Origin of the sequence: Kribbella sp. NBC_01510 (genome assembly GCF_045040325.1) — a bacterium.
Classification (GTDB): Bacteria; Actinomycetota; Actinomycetes; order Propionibacteriales; family Kribbellaceae; genus Kribbella.
On record NZ_CP109418.1, the window covers coordinates 6,262,872 to 6,285,130 of the forward strand.

18 protein-coding genes are annotated in these 22,259 nt (G+C 69.7%); 11 read left to right on the forward strand and 7 right to left on the reverse strand.

The window, feature by feature from the left end; all coding sequences use genetic code 11:
- The first annotated feature begins 206 nt into the window (after positions 1–206).
- Entirely contained in the window at positions 207–2,288 is a 2,082-nt protein-coding gene (locus OG558_RS31050; protein ID WP_405066148.1) for a hypothetical protein, read from the forward strand.
- Between the two features lie 126 nt (positions 2,289–2,414).
- Here the strand turns inward: OG558_RS31050 and OG558_RS31055 are convergent, their stop codons facing one another.
- The 3 genes from OG558_RS31055 to OG558_RS31065 are packed head-to-tail and all read right to left on the reverse strand — an operon-like array spanning position 2,415 to position 4,661.
- Entirely contained in the window at positions 2,415–3,080 is a 666-nt protein-coding gene (locus OG558_RS31055; RefSeq protein ID WP_405066149.1) for a nucleotidyltransferase domain-containing protein, read from the reverse strand.
- A 1-nt stretch (position 3,081) separates the two neighbouring features.
- Positions 3,082–3,792, reverse strand: coding sequence for a nucleotidyltransferase domain-containing protein (locus OG558_RS31060; RefSeq protein WP_405066150.1), 711 nt, complete (start codon positions 3,790–3,792; stop codon positions 3,082–3,084).
- Entirely contained in the window at positions 3,789–4,661 is an 873-nt protein-coding gene (locus tag OG558_RS31065; protein WP_405066151.1) for an alpha/beta fold hydrolase, read from the reverse strand. The genes OG558_RS31060 and OG558_RS31065 overlap by 4 nt, the downstream gene beginning before the upstream one ends.
- A gap of 145 nt (positions 4,662–4,806) precedes the next feature.
- Between OG558_RS31065 and OG558_RS31070 the strand changes: the two genes are divergently transcribed.
- The 5 genes from OG558_RS31070 to OG558_RS31090 are packed head-to-tail and all read left to right on the forward strand — an operon-like array spanning position 4,807 to position 10,401.
- Positions 4,807–5,736 (forward strand): ABC transporter permease, encoded by a 930-nt coding sequence (locus OG558_RS31070; protein ID WP_329478483.1) that lies wholly within the window; start codon positions 4,807–4,809, stop codon positions 5,734–5,736.
- 1 nt (position 5,737) lies between these two features.
- On the forward strand, positions 5,738–6,736 hold the full coding sequence (locus tag OG558_RS31075; RefSeq protein WP_329478481.1) for an ABC transporter permease: 999 nt from the start codon (positions 5,738–5,740) through the stop codon (positions 6,734–6,736).
- Entirely contained in the window at positions 6,729–7,727 is a 999-nt protein-coding gene (locus tag OG558_RS31080; protein WP_405066152.1) for an ABC transporter ATP-binding protein, read from the forward strand. The genes OG558_RS31075 and OG558_RS31080 overlap by 8 nt, the downstream gene beginning before the upstream one ends.
- Positions 7,724–8,722, forward strand: a complete 999-nt coding sequence (locus OG558_RS31085) for an ABC transporter ATP-binding protein (RefSeq protein ID WP_405066153.1) — start codon at positions 7,724–7,726, stop codon at positions 8,720–8,722. The genes OG558_RS31080 and OG558_RS31085 overlap by 4 nt, the downstream gene beginning before the upstream one ends.
- Positions 8,719–10,401 (forward strand): ABC transporter substrate-binding protein, encoded by a 1,683-nt coding sequence (locus OG558_RS31090; RefSeq protein ID WP_405066154.1) that lies wholly within the window; start codon positions 8,719–8,721, stop codon positions 10,399–10,401. The genes OG558_RS31085 and OG558_RS31090 overlap by 4 nt, the downstream gene beginning before the upstream one ends.
- Before the next feature lie 4 nt (positions 10,402–10,405).
- Here the strand turns inward: OG558_RS31090 and OG558_RS31095 are convergent, their stop codons facing one another.
- Positions 10,406–10,903, reverse strand: a complete 498-nt coding sequence (locus tag OG558_RS31095) for an HAD family acid phosphatase (protein WP_405066155.1) — start codon at positions 10,901–10,903, stop codon at positions 10,406–10,408.
- The gene (locus OG558_RS31100; protein WP_405066156.1) at positions 10,896–11,453 is read right to left on the reverse strand and encodes a GNAT family N-acetyltransferase; all 558 of its coding nucleotides are present in this window, start codon (positions 11,451–11,453) and stop codon (positions 10,896–10,898) included. The genes OG558_RS31095 and OG558_RS31100 overlap by 8 nt, the downstream gene beginning before the upstream one ends.
- Before the next feature lie 132 nt (positions 11,454–11,585).
- Here OG558_RS31100 and OG558_RS31105 point away from each other — a divergent pair, with 132 nt between their 5' ends.
- From OG558_RS31105 to OG558_RS31120, 4 genes are read left to right on the forward strand one after another with little or no spacing between them, the layout of a single operon-like run.
- A complete protein-coding gene (locus OG558_RS31105; RefSeq protein ID WP_405066157.1) occupies positions 11,586–12,716 on the forward strand; it encodes an exonuclease SbcCD subunit D in 1,131 nt (376 codons plus the stop codon).
- A complete protein-coding gene (locus tag OG558_RS31110; RefSeq protein ID WP_405066158.1) occupies positions 12,713–15,463 on the forward strand; it encodes an AAA family ATPase in 2,751 nt (916 codons plus the stop codon). Before OG558_RS31105 ends, OG558_RS31110 begins: the two co-directional genes overlap by 4 nt.
- Positions 15,464–15,505: 42 nt before the next feature.
- On the forward strand, positions 15,506–17,767 hold the full coding sequence (locus tag OG558_RS31115; protein WP_405066159.1) for an ATP-binding protein: 2,262 nt from the start codon (positions 15,506–15,508) through the stop codon (positions 17,765–17,767).
- Positions 17,757–18,461, forward strand: a complete 705-nt coding sequence (locus OG558_RS31120; protein ID WP_405066160.1) for a LuxR C-terminal-related transcriptional regulator — start codon at positions 17,757–17,759, stop codon at positions 18,459–18,461. The genes OG558_RS31115 and OG558_RS31120 overlap by 11 nt, the downstream gene beginning before the upstream one ends.
- A gap of 30 nt (positions 18,462–18,491) precedes the next feature.
- On the opposite strand, the gene OG558_RS31125 is transcribed toward OG558_RS31120, so the two are convergent.
- Positions 18,492–18,767, reverse strand: coding sequence for a hypothetical protein (locus tag OG558_RS31125; RefSeq protein ID WP_405066161.1), 276 nt, complete (start codon positions 18,765–18,767; stop codon positions 18,492–18,494).
- 166 nt (positions 18,768–18,933) lie between these two features.
- Here OG558_RS31125 and OG558_RS31130 point away from each other — a divergent pair, with 166 nt between their 5' ends.
- Complete coding sequence (locus tag OG558_RS31130) at positions 18,934–21,885, forward strand: AAA family ATPase (RefSeq protein ID WP_405066162.1); 2,952 nt, start codon at positions 18,934–18,936, stop codon at positions 21,883–21,885.
- 32 nt (positions 21,886–21,917) lie between these two features.
- On the opposite strand, the gene OG558_RS31135 is transcribed toward OG558_RS31130, so the two are convergent.
- The gene (locus OG558_RS31135) at positions 21,918–22,193 is read right to left on the reverse strand and encodes a hypothetical protein (RefSeq protein ID WP_405066163.1); all 276 of its coding nucleotides are present in this window, start codon (positions 22,191–22,193) and stop codon (positions 21,918–21,920) included.
- Positions 22,194–22,259 lie beyond the last annotated feature (66 nt).

The following is a 22,259-nucleotide window of genomic DNA, read 5'->3' on the forward strand; positions in this document are numbered from 1 at the left end:
GGTTGTCCTGCGTGGCCAGATCAGCGGCAACTACACCAAGGAGGACGCGGAAGCTCGTATGCGACGTACTCCCGGCCCTGGCCGCCTCCGCTTGAGAGTACATCTTTCCTCGGTCGATCGTTGTGTGATGTTTTCCCTTGTGGATAAGGGGTTTCGGGGTTTCGTCGATTTGCAGCGGCCCAGCGGCAGTGCGTACTATCGAACACATGTTCGAAGGAGATCTGGCGATGCTGTCGACGGCCGACCTGCTGGAGTCGGCCGTCGAGTGGCGTGCCGTCGGTGTCCGGGCCGATGTCCGGGTCCTGGAGGTCGCCTTGGTCTATGCCGATCGCTTTCACCCTGACGCGTGCCCGGCCCGGCCGGGCCGCCGTGGCTGCGACGGCCGGGAACGGGCGGTGGTTTTGGGTGGTGACGGGTGTCCGGAGGTCTTGGAGTTCGCGGTCGCGGAGTTCGCGGTGGTGCTGGGGATCTCACCCCGGGTCGCCGCGGACTACCTGGGGCAGGCGTTGGCGTTGCGGCACCGGTTCCCGTTCACCTGGGCGCGGGTCCTGGCCGGTGAGGCGACCGCGTGGAAGGCGTGCCGGATCGTGGCCGACTGCGTGAAGCTGTCCGCGGACGCCGCTGCCTATGTCGACCAGCGGATCGCACCCCTGATCGATTCGATCACCCCGTACCGGTTGGACAAGATCGTGAAGGCCGCGAAGATGCACGCCGATGCCGATTTGGCGCGGGCCGAGGCCGCCGAGAAGGCCCGCGAACGGGGTGTGTTCGTCGGCCGCGCGGATGAGCACGGCACCAAGACCATGTACATCAAGGCCGCCGCCGGTGCAGTGATCCGGACCAAGGCGACCCTCGACGCGATCGCCGAGGCGTTGAAGACCTTCGGCGACACCCGCCCGGTCCAGCATCGCCGCGCGGACGCGGTCGGGATCATCGCCGACCCCCGCTACACCCAAGAACTCCTCACCCAGGCCCGCAACCACCACCTCACCACCCCAGCACAAGACACCCCAGCCCCGGGCACCACGGCCCCGGACTCCGCGGGGTCGGACACGACGGCCCCGGACTCCGCGGGGTCGGACACGACGGCCCCGGACTCCGCGGGGTCGGACACGACGGCCCCGGACTCCGCGGGGTCGGACACGACGGCCCCGGACTCCGCGGGGTCGGACACGACGGCCCCGGACTCCGCGGGGTCGGACACGACGGCCCCGGACTCCGCGGGGTCGGACACGACGACCCCGGACGCCGCGGGGCCGGTGAGCACGAGCCGTCCGGGTGCGAGCCACCGGGGCGCCGGGTGCCCAGAGGCCGGTGACGACGACCGTCCTCACGCGACCACCACCGACCTGGCCCGGGCTCGTACCGACCACCAGGTCGACTCGGGCCACGGCATCGCTCCCGCGGGGGCGAGCGGGATGCCCGGCGCGGGCTCGGCATCGCGGTGGGGTGATGAGGACCGGACCGGCAACCGGACCGGCATCCGCGACGAGCCCGGCCCGGACGACGAGGCCGACCGCGACGCACCCCACCCGAGTAGCAGCGCCCTGCCCGACCCCCTCGACACCCCCGACACCGTGCCGATCGAACCCTTCGACCCCTCCGACCCCGGCCTACACCTCGACCCCGACGACGGCGAACCACTGAACGCCGCCGCCCGCCGCGCCCTGCACGCCCGCCTGGCCCAGATCAAGCACGACGCCTACACCACCCACGCCACCCGAGCCGGCGCCGACCGCGACGGTAGTCCCGACCGTGCCGGCGGACGGGTGCGTCCGGGCCAGACCCAGATCTACGTTCACCTCACCGACCACACCCTGGCCACCGGCACCGGCGTCCTGCGCGCCGAACACATCGGGCCGCTGCTCGCCGACCAGTTGGCCGACCTCATCGGCCACGGCCCGTACACCGTGAAGCCGGTCATCGACCTCAACGATGCCGTCAGTGTCGACGCCTACGAGATCCCCGACCGGATCCGCGAACGCGTCAAACTCACCCACCCGGTCGAGTTGTTCCCGTTCGGCACCCAAGAGACCCACCGCGGCATGGACCTGGACCACATCCAGCCCTACGACCCGCTCGGCCCACCGGGTCAGACCAGCACCCTGAACCTCGCGCCCCTCGGCCGCTTCGGTCACCGGGTCAAGACTCACGCCCACGGATGGACCGTCCGCCGCCTCGACCACCAGACTCTGGAATGGACTACACCCCACGGCTTCACATTCCACGTCGACCCCACCGGCACCCACCGGGTGCACGCCGATCCAGACAGCCGGCCATCGTGCTGATCGAGAATCCAGTCGACGTGCTGAGTACGGCTCGGCATCCCAGGTACACCATCCGGCGGCGAACAGTCCGCGGACGTGGTCGATGCCGGTTCGGTGCGTCGTACTCCGTGACGCCGAGTGCGATCCTCAGGTGAGTGCTGGGATCCACGCACGGTCGTCGCCCTTCGCGTGGGCAAGGGCGGCGGCCAGCCACCTCCGAGACTCCGTGCTCAGGAACGGAGCGGCGGCCTCGAAGTCCGCCTGATCCTTCGGCCGGGTCTGCAGGCCCTTGAACAGCAGCACCTTCTCCGGGCGCAAGTACGGTACGCCGTCCGGCGTGACCGCGACCGCATCGTCGTACGGACAATGGATGCTGCGGTCGGGCGAACAGATCCAGTTGGCACCGTCGTCGGGAATCCGCATCACATCGGCCCGCCGTTTCCCGGACGACGGATCGCGAACCATCGTTTGCTGATACTCGAAGCACGCCGGGCCGGCGCCGTCGACGGGCCAGATGCCCTCTCGGCCCGCGACGAAGAACTCGTAACCACCGCCCGCGTCGCCTCGGTCACCTCGCTCAGCCCGGCCAGCACCCGCCGACCGCTCGCGGATCAGGTCGAAGTCCCACATCGGCGTCGCGATCTCCAGATCCTCGTGCTCGCGGGTCTGCCGCCCGTGGAACAGGTCCAGCGCCCACCCACCCACCACGAACCAGCGCGCACGGATCCCACCGAGCAACTCGGCGATGGCCTGCGGATCCCATGCATCCCAGGCATCGGGTTCAACATCGAACCTGGCTGGTTCGGCCAGCAAGTCAGCCGGACTCAGGAGTCGCGGCCAGCTCGAAGCCGGCGAAGAGTCTGCCGCCGTACACAGCGAGGATGCGGTCGACCTCCTCGACCAGGCTGTCGTCGTCGGCCCTGACGCCCTGCATCAGAGCCCGGGCGTGGTCGGTGTCATGCGTGGAGTCGTAGGCGACGACTTCTCGCAGGAGGCCCTTGCCGGTGCCGGACCAGTGGCGGGCTCCGGTCAGCAACAAGCGAGCGGCGTCTTGCCAGAGGACCGAGGCGATGGCGGTGCGTTCGTCACCGGAGGCGTCGGACAGGTCGTCCAGCAGGTTGGTGATCGTGTAGCGGAGGAGGTCGAGCTCTGCGGTGTTGAGTGGGGTAGGCCCGGCCGCCACCTCCGCGCGGCAGCTCTCTTGGAGGCGCACACCGGACCCATCGGTGTCCAGCAGTACGACGGACTCGCCGACGAGCCGCATCATCGTGGGCTGGCGCCGTTCCTGGTCCTTGCCGGAGAAGTACGCCAGCGACTTCTCGGTGTGCACGAACAACTCCACCGGCCACCCGCCGTACACGAGCGACTTCCGCATCGGCGCCGGCGGCCCGTCGAGCAGCACGGTGATGTCCAGGTCGGACGTAGGCGACGCATCGCCCCGCACCACACTGCCCCCAAGCCACGCCGCCCGAGCACCCGGAAACTCTTCCTCCACAAGCCGCCGCGCAACATCCACCGGACTCATCCCCCCAGTCTCCCGCCCACCCAGCGCAAGAGGTCACGGTAGGCGGCCGGCGGCGGGATGTGGCCGCCGGTGTAGGGGATGCGCTCTGCGTGGGGGATCTCGCTGGCCAGGATGTCGGCGTACTTGGCGGCGCGCTCGTCGGCAGAGCCGTACCAAATGCTCACCGGCACGCGGAGGTCACCTAAAAGGAATCCCCAGTCACGAGCGAAGGCGACGTGGTCGTCGACCCAGCCGTCATGGCTGGTGACGAAGGTGGCGGTGAGACGTGCCATCGCCGACGGGTCGTCACGCGCGGGCGGGGCGGACGGGCCGGGGGAGTGCGGGTCGGGCGGGATCTCGGGTCCGCCGGCCTCGATGCCCGCCATGATCCGCCGGGCGGTGTCCTCGAGCAGCGGCCGGAGGTGGTGTTCGCCGCGGGCCGCGAGCCAGGAGGTGCGGTTGCGGCGGGGGTCGGCAGCGTCGTCGTCGTCGGTTGGCTCGGGGTCGTCGACGATTGGTGGTGCGTTGCTGCCAGTCACGGCACACCTGGTCACGCGGTCGGGAAGTAGGGCGGCGCAGGCCAGGGCGTGCGGGCCGCGGCCGGATCCACCGGTGACGGCGAAGCGGTCCCAGCCGAGCGAGTCGGCCAGCGCACGAGCGTCTTCGACTACTGAAGCGACTGTGCGACCTGGTTGCCGCGTGGAGCCGCCGTACCCGGGGCGGTCCGGGATCACCATCCATAACCCCGACTGCGAGATCGCCCGGACGGCGTCCGGCCGTTTCCACCGAGTGCTGGGCGAACCCCCGAACGACATCGCCGGCGATCCATCCACAGAGCCATAGACGGAGTACCGCACCACTCGGTCACCGACTCGCACCTCGCTGTCCACGTGCGGAGGGTAACCGAGCCAGACCAGCTATCCGAATGTGGAGTTCGTGAGGTGGGATTCTCAGGATTCGGGATGGGACTGAGGTGGTGGGAGGATGCGGCCTAGCGTTTGTCGGCTGCGTGAATCGAACCTGTCGGGAGTGCTTGTGAGTTCCTCGGTCGCCGGGACCGTTTCGCCGACCCGGCAGGCGTTGCGCCGGGTACGGCGGGATCGCAGTGCGCGGGTGGGCTTCGTGCTCGTCGCCGTGCTGATCCTGGTCGCGGCCGCAGCGCCGTTGCTGGTCAAGCTATCCGGGCAGGACGCTTACACGTACCACATCGACCTGCTCGATCCGGCCCGCGGCAACGCCCCGAAAGGCGCGCTCGGCGGGGTGAGCGCCGACCATTGGTTCGGCGTGGAGCCGCTCACCGGCCGCGATCTGTTCGCGATCGTGGTCCTCGGACTGCGCACCTCGCTGTTCATCGCGATCGTGGTCACGGCGATCACCACGGTGGTCGGCACGCTGGTCGGCATCAGCGCGGCCTACTTCGGCGGCTGGTACGACTCGATCGTGTCCCGGGTGCTGGACTTCCTGTTCGGTTTCCCACAGCTCGTCTTCATGATTGCCCTGGGCATCATTGTCCCGGCCGCCTTCCCGCGCTGGCTGCTGCTGATCCTGGTGCTCAGCGTGTTCGGCTGGGCCGGCCTGGCCCGGCTGATCCGCAACCAGTCCAAGTCCCTGGTCGCCCGCGAGTTCGTCGAGGCGGCCCGTAGCGTCGGCTCGACGGGATGGCATGTGATCACTCGTGAGCTGCTCCCGAACCTGCTCGGCCCGGTGCTGGTGATCGCGACGCTGGCCATCCCCGGCTACATCACGGCCGAGGCCGCACTGTCCTTCCTCGGCGTCGGCGTACCACCGCCGACACCGAGCCTCGGCCGGTCCATCTCCGATTCGATCGCCTGGGTCTACACCGGCGCGGACCCGTGGTTCCTGGTGTTCCCGGGGTTCGCGCTGTTCCTCGCCGTCCTCGGCTTCACACTGCTCGGCGACGGCGTCCGCGACGCGTTCGACGTCCGGCTGCGGAGGGAGCGCTGAGATGGCCGGCGTCACCTGGTTCGTCCTCCGCCGGCTGTTCGCGGCGTTGCTCGTGATGCTCGCGCTCAGCCTGGCCGTCTACCTGGTCTTCTACGCGATCCCGGCCGACCCGGCCCGCCTGGCCTGTGGCAAGCCCTGTACGCCGGACCGTCTCGAGCAGGCCCGGCACTTCATGCAGCTCGACCAGAGCACCCTTCAGCAGTACTTGAGCTTCCTCAAGGGCATCTTCGCCGGCCGGACGTACGGCGAAGGTACGGCGGTCGTGCACTGCGACGCACCGTGTTTCGGGTACTCGTTCCCGCTGGCCCGTCCGGTCACCACGCTGATCCTCGACCGGCTGCCGGTCACCGCGTCGCTCGCCCTCGGCGCTGCCGTGCTGTGGCTGCTCGTCGGGGTGTCACTCGGCGTGGTCGCCGCCCTCAACCGCGGCCGGCTGCTCGACCGGCTGTCGATCGGCTTCGCGCTGATCGGAGTGTCGATGCCATCGTTCCTGCTCGGGCTGCTGGCGATCCTGGTCTTCGGGTTCTGGCTGAACATGGTCCCGGTCAACGGTTACGTCCCGTTCACCGAGAGCCCGGTCGACTGGGCCTGGCACCTGATCACGCCGTGGATCGTCCTCGCCACCCTGCAGGCGGCGGCGTACGTCCGGCTCACCCGTGCGCAGATGCTCGAGGAAATGAACCTCGACTACATCACCACCGCCCGGGCGAAGGGCGCGGGCCAAGCACGCGTGGTCGTGACGCACGGGTTGCGCGGCATACTCGTGCCGATCGTGACGCTGTTCGGTCTGGACCTCGGTGCCCTGCTCGGCGGCGCGATCGTCACCGAGAAGGTGTTCAGCATGCAGGGCCTCGGCGAGCTGCTGATCAGCTCGGTCGCCCAGTTGGACGTGGCCGTTGTCGTCGGCGTGACGCTGTTCGCGGCCTTCCTGATCATCCTGGCGAATCTGGTGGTGGACGTGGTGCACGGTGTGCTCGACCCGAGGGTGAGCCATGGCTGAGCCGGTGCTGGAAGTGCACGACCTGCACGTCACGTTCACGACCGAGGGCGGTCTCGTCCCGGCCGTCGACGGCATCGACTTCTCGGTCGCGCCCGGCGAGACGCTCGCGATCGTCGGCGAGTCCGGCTCCGGCAAGAGCGTCAGCTCCGCCGCGGTCATGGGCCTGCTGCCGTCGAACGCCGCCATCACCGGCGAGGTGCTGCTGGACGGCCGGGAGCTGATCGGCCTCCCGAACGACGACCTCCGCAAGATCCGCGGCAACGACATCGCGCTCGTGTTCCAGGACGCGCTGTCCGCGCTGAACCCGTACTACAGCGTCGGCTGGCAGGTCGCCGAGGCGTACCGGCTGCACCACGACGTGTCGAAGAAGGTGGCCAACCGGCGAGCGGTCGAGATGCTGGACAAGGTCGGCATCCCGGACGCCGCCCGGCGGGCGGACAGTTATCCGCACGAGTTCTCCGGGGGAATGCGGCAGCGGGTCGTGATTGCTATGGCTCTGGTGAACGACCCGAGGGTGCTGATCGCGGACGAGCCGACGACCGCACTCGATGTGACCGTGCAGGCACAGATCATGCGCCTCCTGGACGACGTCCAGAAGGAGTTCGGTACTGCGCTCGTCCTGATCTCGCACGACCTCGGAGTGGTCGCGGAGGTCGCCGACGACGTTCTGGTCATGTACGCCGGTCGCGCGGCCGAGCGGGGCACGGTCCGCGACCTGTTCTTCCGGGCCGCGCATCCGTACAGCCTGGGTCTGCTCGGTGCCATGCCGCGAGTCGACGTACCGCCGCAGCCGCGGCTGACCACGATCCCCGGCACCCCGCCGTCGCCCGGCTCGATCAAGACCGGGTGCCCGTTCCAGCCGCGGTGCGCCTACACCCACCTGGTTGGCGAACGCTGCATCACCGAGCGGCCCGAGCTCACGCCGCGACCCGGCGAGGGCGATCACGAAGCCGCCTGCCATCTGGGTCGGCGGCCTGAGGCCATATCATGACGACACAGCACGTGAGTGACGAGCTGCTCCACCTCAAGAACGTCAAGAAGTACTTCGGTCTCCGCGGCGTGCCGTGGCGCAAGGCCCAGGCAGTCAAGGCCGTCGACGGGGTGAACTTCGTCGTACGCAAGGGCGAGACGGTCGGTCTGGTCGGCGAGTCCGGCTCCGGCAAGTCCACACTGGCCCGAGTGGCGACCCGGCTCCTGGACCCGACCCAGGGCACCGTCGAGATCGGCGGTGCGGACGTCACCAAGGTCCGCGGCCGCAAGCTCCGGCCGGTCCGGCGCAAGATCCAGATGGTGTTCCAGGACCCGCAGGCGTCGCTGAACCCGCGGCAGTCGGTCGGCACCATCCTGAGTACGCCGTTCCGCGCCCAAGGGATCCGGCCGACCAGGGCGCAGCTCGTCGAGTTGCTGCATCAGGTCGGGCTGTCCGAGGAGCACCTCGACCGCTATCCGCACGAGTTCTCCGGCGGTCAGCGGCAGCGGATCGGGATCGCGCGGGCGTTGTCCGTGAAGCCCGATCTGCTGGTCTGCGACGAGCCGGTGTCCGCCCTCGACGTGTCGGTGCAGGCCCAGGTGCTGAACCTGCTCGCCGACCTTCGCGACGAGCTCGGCCTGTCCTACGTGCTGGTCGCCCACGACCTGGCCGTCGTACGCCAGGTAGCGAGCCGGCTGGCCGTCATGTACCTCGGCACGATCGTCGAGGAAGGTCCGGCCGACCAGGTGTACTCGGCGCCGGCCCATCCCTACACGAAGGCCTTGCTGTCCGCGGTCCCGGTGCCCGAGCCGGGCGTCGAGCGGGACCGGATCGTGCTGACCGGCGACGTCCCGACGCCGATCGCGCCTCCGTCGGGCTGCCCGTTCCGGACCCGCTGTTACAAGGCGGAGGACGTGTGCGCCACCCGACGACCGGTGCTCGAGCCCGTCCAGGGCAGCACCGAACACCGGGCCGCCTGCTACTTCCCTGAGCCCCCACCTCCTGAGAGGACATGATGAAACATATAACCCGAGCGGTCGCGGTAGCGGCCGCGTTGGTGCTGGCGGCGGCCGCCTGCAACGCCAACGACAAGTCCGCCCCCAGTGGCGGCAGCACCGCGGCCGCGGAGCAGGGCGGCACCTGGCACGTGCTCACCACGAGCAAGGAGATCAACCTCGACCCGGCCAAGAGCCAGAACCTGGGGATCAGCACGATCCACCTGGTGCTGCGCGGCCTGACCTCGTGGAAGACCGAGCAGGGCAAAGCGGCGCAACTGGTTCCCGACCTGGCCACCGACACCGGTCAGGTCAGCGACGGCGGCAAGACCTGGACCTACAAGCTCAAGCCGGGCCTCAAGTACGCCGACGGGTCGCCGATCGTTGCCGCCGACATCAAGTACGGCATCGAGCGGTCGTTCGCGCCGGAGCTGTCCGGTGGCCTCGGCTACCACAAGTCGCTGCTGGTCGGCGGGGACAAGTACACCGGCCCCTACAAGGGTGGCGACCTGGCCTCGGTCCAGACGCCGGACGACACCACGCTCGTCTTCAAGCTGAACAAGCCGTTCGGCGACTGGCCGTGGATCGTCAGCATGCCGGCGTTCTCGCCGGTGCCGAAGAAGGCCGACACCGACCCGGCGCACTACGGTGAGAAGCCGGTCGCCAGCGGTCCGTACCAGGTGAAGTCGTACGCCCCCGGCTCGAAGCTCGAGCTGGAGCGCAACCCGGGCTGGGACAAGTCGACCGACCAGGCTCGCACCGGTCTGCCGGACTCCATCGAGTTCGACATGGGCCTGCAGCCCGACGTGGTGAACCAGCGCCTGATCGCCGACGCCGGCGACGACAAGTTCGCGGCCACCACCGGCACCTCCGTGCCGGCCGCACTGATCCCGACGGTCACCGGCAATCCGGCCGTCAAGGCCCGCGTGGCCACATCGCCGTCGGGCGCCCTGGAGTACCTGGCGATGAACATGAAGCGCCCCGCGCTCGCCAACCCCGAGGTCCGCAAGGCGATCCAGTTCGCCGTCGACAAGCAGGCCGTCCAGGTCGCCGAGGGCGGTCCGGAGTACGGCGGTGAGCTCGCCACGACCCTGATCACGCCGGGCATCGACGGCTTCAACAAGTTCGACCTGTTCCCGGCGCCCCCGCAGGGTGACCCGGAGAAGGCCAAGCAGATGCTCGCGGCCGCCGGCGTCAGCAACCTCAACCTGGTGCTGGTCGCCGACAACACGACCGCGACCGGCCTCCCGGTGGCGCAGGCGATCCAGCAGGGCCTGAAGCGGGCCGGGATCACGGTCACCATCAAGCCGCTCGACACCGAGCCGCTGACCGACCTGATCACCGGGAACAAGCCGGACTTCGACCTGACCGTGTCCAGCTGGCTGCCGGACTTCCCGAGCGCGATCGGCAACATCCAGCCGCTGTTCGCGTCGTCGGAGATCGGCAACGGCGGGTACAACATCTCCCGCTACTCGAACCCGGCGGTCGACTCCGCGATCGCGGCGGCGACGGCCGAGTCGGACCTGGGCAAGGCCGCCGGGATGTGGGGCGCGGTGGACAAGCAGATCATGCAGGACTCGCCGGTCGTGCCGCTGATCTACGCGCGCAACGCGTTCCTGCACGGGTCGAAGGTGCAGAACTTCTACCTGTCCGCCTACCCGCCGTACCCGAACCAGTTGATCGTGGGTCTGAGCAAGTAAGGCCTCAGGTCCGTCCTTCGGACTCCTGAGCGTCGAAGAGGGTCGGCTGGGTCTCGGCATCGAGTCCCCAGTCGGCCCTCATCACCGTGTAGCCGGCCTTCTCCGCGGCCGCGCACACCTTCACGTCGTCGTCGACCAGGACGGCGACCGGACGGTCCTCGGCCAGGCGCTTGAGCCGGCCGAGCTTCATCACCACCGACGGACGGCGGTCGGTGTTGCCGCGCATGTAGACCGTGCCGTCCGGGAAGCCGTTGTCCTTCAGCCACTTCAGCGTGTCGCGCCGCAGCCGCTCGGGCCGGCCGGTCAGGTAGACGATCTCGTGGTCGGCCGCCAGCGTGGTCGCGACCGCCAGGCCTTCGTCCAGGACCGCGTCCTCCTTCGCCTGCGCGAAGAACGAGTCCCAGTCCTTCGGCCGCTTCGCCAGGAAGTGGATCCGCTCGCTGGTGTCGGACAAGGTCGCGTCGATGTCCAGTACGGCGTACGGCTGTCGGTCGTCAGGCACGTCGTCCAGCTTCCCAGGCCCGCCGGTCGACGGCGTACTCGACCTCGCCGAACTCGGTCCCGGGCAGCGGATCGTCGAAGTGCTCGTGGTACAGCCGGGCGAACCGCAGCCCGGACCGCCGCATCACCGCGCGGGATCGGTGGTTGACCGCCATCGTGTCCGCGACCACCCGCTCCATCCCGAGTTCGGCGAACGCCTTGTCGATCAGCGCTCTGGTGCCCTCGGTCGCGTAGCCCTTGCCCCAGGCGATCCGATTCAGCCGGTAGCCGACGCCCACCGTCTTCGGTTCGGCCGTCGGCTGCATGCCGAACCACCCGATGAACGCGCCGTCGACCTTCTGCTCGGCGGCAAACGTGCCGAGCTCCGGATGCTCGTCGTACACCTTCAGGATCTCCGGGAGTACGAGGTTCTCGATCTCCCTCCGCGGTGTCGGCTGCCCGGTCAGGAATCGCATCACCTCGGGATCCGAGTCAAGCGCGGTCAGCAGGTCAACGTCCGTTTCGCCGAACCGCCGCAGCGTGAGCCGCTCCGTCTCCAGATACACGTCCACTCCGCGACTCTCTCACCCCACCTTGAGCACCCAAGGTCGGCTGGGACGGGTGTCCGGAGTGTGGGCGGTGTGGGGGTGGTGGGTGTGTTGGTTGGGCGGTTGTCGGCGGGGCAGGTTAGCGTTCTCAGCGCGATGGATGAGTCGATCACGTTTCTGCACAGTTCGGACTGGCAGCTGGGGATGATGCGCCGGTTCCTGGGGCCGGACGGCCAGGCCCGGTGGGGTCAGGCGCGGCTGGACGCTGTCGCGCGGATCGGCGAGGTCGCGGCGGCCACCGGGGCGGCGTTCGTGGTCGTCACCGGGGACGTGTTCGAGCACAACCAGGTCGAGCGGCAGACCATCCTGCGGGCGTGTGAAGCGCTGAAGCGGATCCCGGTCCCGGTCGTGCTGCTGCCCGGCAACCACGACGCGCTCGAGCCCGGCTCGCTGTGGACCTCGAGTCAATGGCAGGCGCACGCGCCCTCGCACGTGACCGTTCTGACCGATAGCCGGCCTCTCGAGATCGTGCCGGGTGTGGAGATCGTCGGCGCGCCCTGGCGATCCCGCCGGCCGATGTCCGACCCGGCCGCGCCCGGGTACGCCGAGCTGACGCCGACCGAGCCTGGTGCGACGAGGATCCTGCTGGCGCACGGTCAGCTGACCAGTCTCTCCGGCGGTATGTCCGACGTACCGACGATCGATCAGGCCGCGCTGGAGGCCGCGGTCGCCGACGGACGGGTGCAGTACGTCGGTCTCGGCGACCGGCACTCGACGACGCGCGTGACCGATCGGATCTGGTTCTCCGGGACGCAGGAGGTCACCTCGCCCGAGGAGGACGCCCCGGGCAACGTGCTCAAGGTGACCGTCGGCGGTGGTGAGATCGAGGTCGAGCCGGTGCGGGTGGGCGCGTGGCACATGGTCGACCATCGAGTCGAGTTGTTCGACGAGGAGTCGCTGCAGGCGCTCGAGGACTGGTTCGCGGAGCTGCCGGAGAAGGAGCGGACCTATGTCCGGCTCGCCGGCGACGGCTCGCTGCCGCTGCCACTGCTGAGCCGGCTCGATTCGATCATCGACGCGCAGGGCGAGGTGTTCGCGAGTGTCGAGCGGTGGGCGAAGTTCTGGACCGTGCGGCCGGCGCCGGACGCGGCGGATCTCGATGCGTTGCAGTTGAGCGGACCGGCGCGGGCTGCGATGGAGGAGTTGCGGCAGGCGCTGGCCGGTGGCGACGAGGGTGCGGGTGCAGCGCTGTCGTTGATGCACAGATTGGCGCGGGACGCGGGATGAGGCTGCACAGCTTGGCGCTGCGGGACTTCCGCGGCGTCAAGGACCGTACCGTCCGGCTCCCCGCTCTCGGCACCACCGTGGTGGTCGGCGACAACGAGGTCGGCAAGTCCAGCCTGGTCGAGGCGTTCGGACTGGTCTTCGACCTGCCCGACGACTCCAAGTCGACCCGGATCCGCGACATCCAGCCGGTCGGCCAGGACGTCGGCCCGGAGGTCACGGTCGAGCTGACGCTCGGCGGCCGCGAGCTCATCTACACCAAACGCTGGCTGAAGAACCGCTCGACCGAGCTGACCATCGTCGAGCCTGACGGCCGACGCCAGTTGTGGACCGGCCGTGAGGCCCACAACGAGGCCGAGCAGCTGTTCCACCAGCACGTCGACCCGGTGTTGTGGCAGACCCTGATGGTCAGCCAGGGCCAGTCGTTGGTGCTGCCAACGCCGGCCGACGCCGAGCCGTTGATCACCGCGGTGACCGCCGAATCGGGGACGCCGGTCGACGGTGCGTCGATGCCGCTCGTGTCAGCGGTCGAGCACGAATACCTGCGGTACTGGACGCGTGGTGGTCGTCCGACCGGTGACTTCGCGAAGTCCGAGCGGGCCGTGTCCGCGGCCGAGCTGGCCGCGGCTCAGGCGTTGAAGGCGATGGAGGAGGTCCAGCAGGACATCCGCCGCGCCGAGCGTCTGACACTCGACCTGTCCGATGTCGACAACCGTTCGCTCGATCACTTGAAGTCGGTCGAGGAGCTGCGCGAACGCAAGAAGGCGACCGACGAGATCCTGCTCCGCCGCGACTCGGTCCGGCACCGCGCCGAGACCGCGCAGGCCCGGCTGGAGAACCACACCCGGACCCGGGTCGAGCGCGAACGCCTGCTCGACGAGGTCGAGCGGTTCACGAAAACCGATGCCGAACTGGCCGGGCGCCGGGCCGATGCCGACCTCGTCGCCAAGACCGCCGCGGAGACCGTGCAGGCGGCCGAGGCCGCGCTGGCCGAGGTGATCGAGCTCAAGGACCTCCGGCGTACCGATGTGCAGGAGGCGGAGCGCCGGGTCTCGGAGCTGATGGACCGCGCCGAGCTCGACCGGCTGCTCGGGCAGCAGGCCGAGCTGGTCGACGTCCGCGCCCGGATCGCCGCGGCCGGGACGATCCTGGACCGGATCAAGGTCGACGACGGGCTGGTCGCGGCGTTGGAGGACGCGCGGGCCGCGGTCGTCGAGGCCCGGGCCGCGCTGGCGGCCGGCGTACCGGAGGTTCTGGTACGGCGGCTTGGCGCGGAGCCGGTCGAGTTGTCGGGGACCGGGCTGGACGGCGACGTGCCTTCCGAGCTGGGCTTCGACGAAGCGGCCGAGGTGCTGGTCTCCGGTGAACTGGTCGTCGGCGTACCGGGGCACGTCAAGGTGACCGTGCGGGCCGGCGGCGAGGCGGCGACGCTGCGGTCGCGGGTGGACGACGCCGTACGGCGCGAGAAGGACCTGCTGAAGAAGGCGGGCGTGAAGGATGTCGCGGCCGCGCGGGAGCTGTTGCGCAAGGCCGACACCGCGTCCGCCGAGTTGCACGAGGCTCGCCGGACCGAGAAGTCGCTGACAGCCGGTGGGGATCCGGGAGAGCGGATCGCGGTCCTGACGGCGCGGCTCGGTGACGAGGACGAAGCCGACGAGGCCGGCGGGAAGCAGCCCGCGGTCGAGGGCGTGCCGGGGCAGATGTCGCTGTTCGAGGAGTTCGCGTCGCCGCACGACACGCTGTTCGACGACTTCGAGGTGCCGGCTCCGGCGCCTGGGGATCTGGCCGGTGCGCAGCGGGCGCTGGAGGACGCGCGGGACGGGTTGGCCGAGGTCGAGCGGATACTCGCGGACGCGGAGTTCGCGGCGGCGCAGGCGCGGAAGGCGGCCGACGAGGATCGGTCCGAGGCACAGCAGGCCCGGGCGCGGTCGGAGCTCGCGGGGGAGCGGTTGGCCGCCGCGGTCGAGGCGTTGGAGGCGGCTCGGGCTGTGCTCGATGACGAGGCGGTGTCCGCCGCTGAGGGCGAGGCGACGGCTGAGGTCGAGGCGGTGCTCGAGGAGCTGACCGCCGTACAGGAGCAGGTGGACGCGGCCGGGGCCGATCGGGTCGCAGGTGAGCTGGCGGATGCGTTGGCGGTGGCGAAGCGGCTGCAGGATGAGCGGGACACGTTGCGCGACGCCTTGCGGACGACCGAGGGCCGGCTGGAGCAGTCGGGCCGGGACGGATTGGCGACCCGGCGCGATGTGGCCGACCTGGAGTTGGCCGCCGTACGCGCGGAGCACGACAGTCTGCGGCGGCGCGCGGAGGCGGCCCGGCGGGTGCACGAGACGCTGAGCCGGCATCGGGCCGAGGCACAGACGAAGTACTCCGAACCGCTGCAGAGCCGGATCGAGTCGCTCGGCCGGAGTGTGTACGGGCCGTCGTTCAAGGTCTGGCTGGACGACGACCTCGCGGTGGCCGAGCGGGAGATGGACGGCGTGCGGCTGCCGGTGGAGGCGTTGTCGACGGGCGCTCAGGAGCAGCTCGCGATCATCACCCGGCTCGCGATCAGTCATCTGGTCAGCACCGGCGAAGGCAGCGTGCCGGTGATCTTCGACGACGCCCTCGGCTGGTCCGACAAGGCCCGCCTCCGCGACATGGGCGCCCTCCTCGGCCGCGCCGGCGACCACGGCCAGATCATCATCCTGACCTGCATGCCCGACCGCTACGAATACGTCCCCAAAGCCACCTTCATCAAGCTGGACGCCTGACCCCTGCTGGCGACCGCCCGGCGGCGGGTGGAAACTGAGGCGGTGAGGGGCGGGTGGACACAGCCTGATCGTCGGCTCGTCGGGCGGGGCGCCGAGCAGGATCTGCTCGGCCGGGTCCTGGCGGACGGCGCGGCCGGGCGCCCGGCGGCGTGGGTCGTCCACGGCGAGGCCGGAGTCGGCAAGACCCGCTTGATCCGGGAGGTCTGCGCCGATCCGGATCTCCTGGTGTTGTGGGGTTCCTGTGTGCATTTCGGCGGGGCGTCTGTTCCGTACGCTCCGATCATCGGCATCCTGCAGGACTGGCTCGCCTCCGCCGGCCCGGCCGAACAGGCCGAGGTACTCGCGAACGCCGACGAACTCGGCACCCTGTTGCCCGGCATCGGAGGTTCGCGCGGCGCGTTGACCGGACGGCTCGTTCCCGTGGTCGACCTGGTGCTCAACCGGATCGCGGACCGGCATCGCACCGTCGTGGTCGTCGACGATCTGCACTGGGCGGACGTGGCCTCTCTGGACGTCCTCGCCTACCTCATCACCGGGTTCCGCGGACAGCACTTGACGGTGCTGGGCGCGTGTCGCGACGAGGACCGCGGTGCAGGCCATCCGCTGCACGGCTGGCTGGCCGATATGCGGCGTATGCCGTCGTTCGAGGAGATCCATCTCGAACGGCTCGAGCCTACCGACACCGGGGTACAGCTGGAGGACCTGCTGGGCCGGGCTCCCGACATCGACCTCGTCACCCAGGTCCAGGCACGGTCTGACGGCAACCCGTACCTCACGGAGTTGCTCGTGGACGACCTGTCTGGAGCCGAGGCCGTCCTGCCGGCCACGGTGCCTGAGGGCCTCCGGGATGCCCTCCTCGCCGCCTGGCATCGGCTCTCGGAGCAGGCTCGTCAGCTTGTCCAGGTGCTCGCCGTCGGTGGACGCCCGACCACTCTCGACGTCCTGTCCGCGGTCGCTTCCCGTCACGACTTCGACACCGACCGCCTGGCCGGCTGCGTGACCGAGGCCCAGGAGCGCGGTGTTCTGGCGACGGGCACGGCAGACCCGTGCTGGTTCCGTCATCCGCTGCTGGCCGAGGTTCTGTACGACGGTTTGTCGCCGAGTGAGAGGCCTCGCATCCATGCCAGCTATCTCGAAGAGCTCGAAGCACTATCGGGATCGGCGGAGGCGGTGGCGGCTGACCTCGCTGTCCACAGTCAGCAAGCCGGCCGGCTTGACGACGCCTACAAGTGGTCGCTACTCGCCGCCGAATACGCGGCCGATCTGCGTGCCCCGGCCGAACAGGCCATCCAGCTGGAGCGGCTGTGCGACATGTGGGAGCAGGTCTCACCGGACCTCCGCGGCACCGCTGCCGACCGTACGGCGCTGTACGTCCGGGCGAGCGCGGTCTGCTCGAGGGTCGGACGGATCGACAGGGCCGTCGACCTGCTCAGCCAAGCGCTCGAGCTGATCGACCGCGGGCAGGAACCGCTCCTGGCTGCGGGCATCCTCCTCGATCGCGGCACCCTGCGCTGGCACCGGACCGAACCGATCGAGGCCTTCCTGGCGGACATCCACGAGGCCCTCGACCTGACGATCCGCTACCCAGGCAGCGCCGAGCGGGCCAGGGCGCTGGGAACTCTTGCCAGGGCCGAGAACTGGCAGGGTCTCCCGGTCGCGGCTGCGCATGCGGACGAGGCCGTCCGGATCGCCCGCGGCTGCGGCTCGGACAGGGTGCTCGCGTCCACTCTCGCCAATCGCTGCGCTGCGCTCTCCAGCAGTTCACCCGAACGCGCGCTAGCCGATGCGCGGGAAGCCGAACAGCTGGCACTTTCCAGTGACGCGATGCTCGAGTGGATGCTGGCGGTTGCTTGGCAGGTGTACACGTTGCGATTCCTCGGACGCTGGACTGAAGCAACGGACGTGGCGCTGCGCGGCTACACCGATTTCGTGACACCTGGCCGGGACCTGTTCGGATACATGCTCGCGTCCCTCGGAGCCGAGGGTCTGCTGGAGTCGGGACGGTGGCAGGAATGCCGGGCAGTGTTGCGGTCCGCACTGGCCGTCCGGTGCCCGAACATCCCCGGTGCCGGGATCAGGCTGGCTGCAGCGCCACTGGCGGTGCGCTGCGGGCGGCCCGGGGAAGGCAGGCAGCATCTCGATAGGGCCCTGGAGTTGGTCGCCGAGAACTTCCCCGGGATCCGCTGGGAGCTGGCCGCCTCCGGCGCCGAAGTACTGATCGCCGAAGGCAAGCCGCAGGGAAGCCGTCGACTGGGTGCGCGCCAGGCTGACCCAGCCGGGCATCCCTCCCATCGTGCAGGATGACGACCTCCTGGTGCACTACGCCAACGCGGCCGCCGAGCTCGCACAGGCTGCGCGCGACGCGAGCGACCCGGCAGGTGCCGCGCGGGCCGTCGCCGGCCTCCACGACGTCCTCGACGCGCGGCCGTGGGAGCCCTTCACCCGGGGTGTCGATTCGGCCGCCCGGTCGATGAGGTGCGCCCTGTTCCACGCCGAAGTGGCGCGCTGCCGCGACGACTCGGAGCAGGTGGACCGCTGGGACCGCGCCATCGACGCCTGCGAAGCGGCCGGGGCGCCGTGGCATGGGGCAGTGTCGCGATGGCGGTACGCCGAGGCCGCGATCGCTGCGGGACAGCCGCCGGTCGATGTCGGCGAAATGCTCCGGCAGGCGCGTCGTAGCGCCGACGAGCTGGGCGCGGAGCCCCTGCGGCGCAGGATCGAGTCACTGGCCCGGCGGGTACGGATCAACCTCCGGGAGACGGCGCCGATTGTCGTACCGGAGCAGGAGGACACGGTCCTATCGGCGTTGACGCCGCGGGAACGCGAGATCCTTGCCTTCCTGGTGACCGGCCGGTCGAACGGCGAGATCGCGAAGGATCTCGTGATCAGCGACAAGACGGTGAGCGTCCACGTCTCCAGCATCCTGCGGAAGACCGGGACGACGACTCGGTTCGAGGCCGCGGCGCTGGCGGAGCGGCTTGGTGGTCCTGGTGCCTGACACTCACCAGGACCACCCGGATGCGCCCGATTAGTGGGCTGCGAGTGGATGACGACGGCGGTAGAGCCAGAGACCGGTCATGGTCAGGGTCGCTCCGCCGAGGGCTCCGGCTCCCGTCTGCAGAATCTCGGCGACGGTGTCGTCCACCCCTACCAGCACTCGTTCGGGCGGGTCTGACTGGACGACGGCCGGCCTGTTGTGGCGGGCGTCGGGATCGGTCGGATGCGCCGAGGCCTGGTCCGATCCGGCAACGACTGCCCCGCACACCAGGACCGGTAGGGCGAGGATGCTGTAGCGGTATTTCATGACTTCCTCCCTGGACGACGACAATCGCCGTCTACTTCCACCGTCCTGGCGGGAGGGGGAGTGGCACATCGGGTATGCCCACTCAGATCCGGGTCCCCAGCCCCTCAGATCGGCGAGCGGTCGCGCCTGCCTGGCGGTGGTGACGGCGCGGGTGGAGACTGAAGTGATGAGGGCCGTGGGGGTGCGGCTTGGTGGTCGGCTCGCCGGGCGGGATGCCGAGGCGGATCTGCTTGCCCAGGTGGTGCGGGGCGGCGGTGTGGGGCAACCGCGGGCGGTGGTTGTCCGCGGCGAGGCTGGAGTCGGCAAGACCCGATTGGTTCGAGACGTCTGCGACGGTCCGGGACTGCTGGTCTTGTGGGGTTCGTGCGTGCACTTCGGTGGCGCATCGCTCCCGTACGCGCCGATCATCGGCATTCTGCAGGACTGGCTGGCCGAGGCCGACCAGGCGGAACGGGAGCAGGTTCTGGCCGGTGCTGACGAGCTGAGCACATTGCTGCCGACACTGGGTACCACCCGGGTGTCGGCGACGGTTCGGCTGATCCCGTTGATCGACCTGGTCCTCGACCGCATCGCGCAGCGCCATCCCGTGGTCGTGGTCATCGACGACCTGCACTGGGCGGACATGTCTTCGCTGGACGTCCTCTCGTATCTGATCACCTGCTTCCACGGCCAGCGGCTGACGCTGTTGGCCACGTGCCGCGACGAGGATCTCGGCGATGGTCATCCACTCCACAGTTGGCTGGCGGACATGCGACGTACGCCGGCCTTCGACGAGATCCACCTCGACCGGCTCGGCCCGGATGCGACCGGAGTACAACTGGCGCACTTGTTCGGGCGGCCTGTGGACATCGACCTGGTGACTCAGGTGCAGGCGAGATCGGATGGCAACCCCTATCTGACCGAGTTGCTCGCCGGGCAGCTGTCCGGGGCAGAGTCCATTCTTCCGGCCACGGTTCCGGAAGCACTCCGTGATGCACTTCTCGCTGCGTGGCACCGCCTGTCCGGGCCGGCGCGTCAGCTGGTCCGGGTACTCGCGGTCGGTGGGCGTCCAACCCCGTTGCCCCTCTTGGCCGCGGTGGCCTCGAAGCATGGAGTCGATGCCGCCACGCTGTCCGGCTGTGTGAGTGAAGCCCAGCAGCACGGCGTCCTCCGGTCTGGCTCGGTCGACCTCCCCTGGTTCCGCCACCCCGTGCTCGCCGAGGTTCTGTACGACGCTTTGCCGCGCGACAAGGCCGCACTGATTCATGCCACCTTCCTCCGGGAGTTGGAGGCGCGGTCCGTCCCGGTGGAAGCAGCCGCTGCCGATCTGGCGGTGCACAGCCAGCAAGCCGGCCGGGTCGGAGACACGTACCGTTGGTCACTCAAGGCCGCTGAGTACGCAGCCAGGCTGAGGGCACCTGCGGAGCAGGCCATTCAGCTGGAGCGACTGTGTGCCCTGTGGGACCAGGTCCCGCCGGATGTCCGTGGCCCGGTCGATCGGATCACTCTCGCGCTCCAGACGAGCGAGGTGTGCCTGCGAGTCGGCCGGAACGATGCTGCCCTGGAGCAGCTCAACACCAGCCTGAGTCTGGTGGATCGCGAACGCGACCCGCTGATCGCGGCGAACTTGCTCGTCGAACGGAGCATCCTGCGCTGGCACCGGACGGAGCCGATCGAAGCCGTTCTGGCAGACATCTATGTTGCGCTCGACCTCACAGCTCCCTTCCCGGCCAGCGCTGAGCGGGCGCGGGCACTGTCCGCCCTCGGGTCGGCCGAGAGCTGGAGCGGTAAGCCCGGAGCCATCGCTCATGCGGACGAAGCAGTACGGATCGCCGGCCGGGCCGGATCAGAGCGGGCCCTCGCGGAAGCATTCGCCGAACGATCGAGTGTGATTCTCGACGAATCGCCCCTGCTTGCCTTGGCCGATGCACAGCGGGCCGAGCCGCTGGCACGCTCGTGCGGGTCGATGCTCGATCTGCTGAATGCCTTCGTCTGGCAGGTCAACGCGCTGCAGACTCTCGGGCGCCGGAAGGACGCGATCGAGATAGCCCTGCGCGGCCAGGCCGAACTGCTGGCGCCTGGCCCGGATCCGTTTGCCTACTTCCTGGCCTTCATGGCAGCTGACGGATTGCTGGAGTGCGGCCGGTGGCAGGCGTGTGACGACCTGCTCCGGCCCGCACTGGCCGCTCGCAGTCACAGCATCGCCGGAGCCGCCATCCGGCTCGCGGCCGCGTCGCTGGCTGTCCGCCAGGGCCGGGTGCCCGAGGCGAGGCAGCATCTCGACCGGGCCCGCGAACTGATCTCCACGACCTTCATCGGAATTCGAGCTGCCCTCGCCATCGGCGGCAGCGAGGTGCTCGCGGCCGAAGGCAAGCCGCAGGAGGCGCTCGACTGGCTGCGGTCTAGGCTCACCCGCCCGGGCGCCGCTCCGGACGAGGACGACGACACCCTGCTGGTGCACTACGTCCACACCGCCGCCGACCTCGCCCTCGCCGCCCGAGACGCCGGCGACTCCGACGGCGTCGCTGCCGCAGTGGCCGCCGCCGAGGAGGTGGTGAACGGGTGGCCCTGGGAGTCCTTCACGACCGGTCCGGACAGGGTGTTCCACTTGATGAACCAGGCCCTGGTCCGGGCTGAGCTCGCCCGGTGCCGCGATGACCTGGATCAGGCTGAGCGATGGCAACGCGCTGCCGAGGCGTGCGATGCGGCCGGCGTGCCATGGTATCGGGCGATCTCGCAGTGGCGCTGTGCGGAAGCGGCAGCGGCCGCCGGTCGGCGTCCGGTCAGCGTTGGTGCCCTACTGCGGAGTGCCTATCGGACCGCCGTCGAGCTGGGTGCGAAGCCGTTGCAGGACGAGGTCGAATCACTCGCGCTGCGTTCGCGTGTCAGCCTCCGTGAGCCGGAGCCTCTCGTCGTACAAGAGCAGGCGGCCACTCCGTTGGCGACGCTGACCGCGCGGGAGCGAGAGGTCCTGGCCTTGCTGGTCGCCGGCCGCTCGAACGGCGAGATCGCGAAGGAACTCGTCATCAGCGACAAGACCGCGAGTGCTCACGTCTCCAACATCCTGCGGAAGACCGGTACGGCGAGCCGGATGGCGGCTGCTGCCCTGGCGACGCGGCTCGGCGGTCCTGGCGGCTGACCTCCGCCAGGGCCGCCCCCCGAGCCCGCGCGTCAGTGAACTGCGAGCGGATGGCGACGCCGGTACATCCAGAGGCCGGCCACGGCCAGACCAGCGCCACCCAGGGCTCCGGCACTCACCTGGAGCGCTTCGGTCAGCGGGTCGTCGACCGGGATCTGCTTGGTCGGTCCCGGCTGCTCGACGACCACGACGGCGTCGTGGTAGCCGGCGTCCGGGTCGATCGGTCGTGCCGATGCCTGGGACGAGCCGGCGACGATCGATCCCACGACCAGCACCGGCAGCGCGGCGAGGGTGTAGCTGTGCTTCATGATTCCTCCCTCACGGCGATCATCGCCGTCTGCCTTCACGATGCGGCGGCAGGAGGACTCACACAT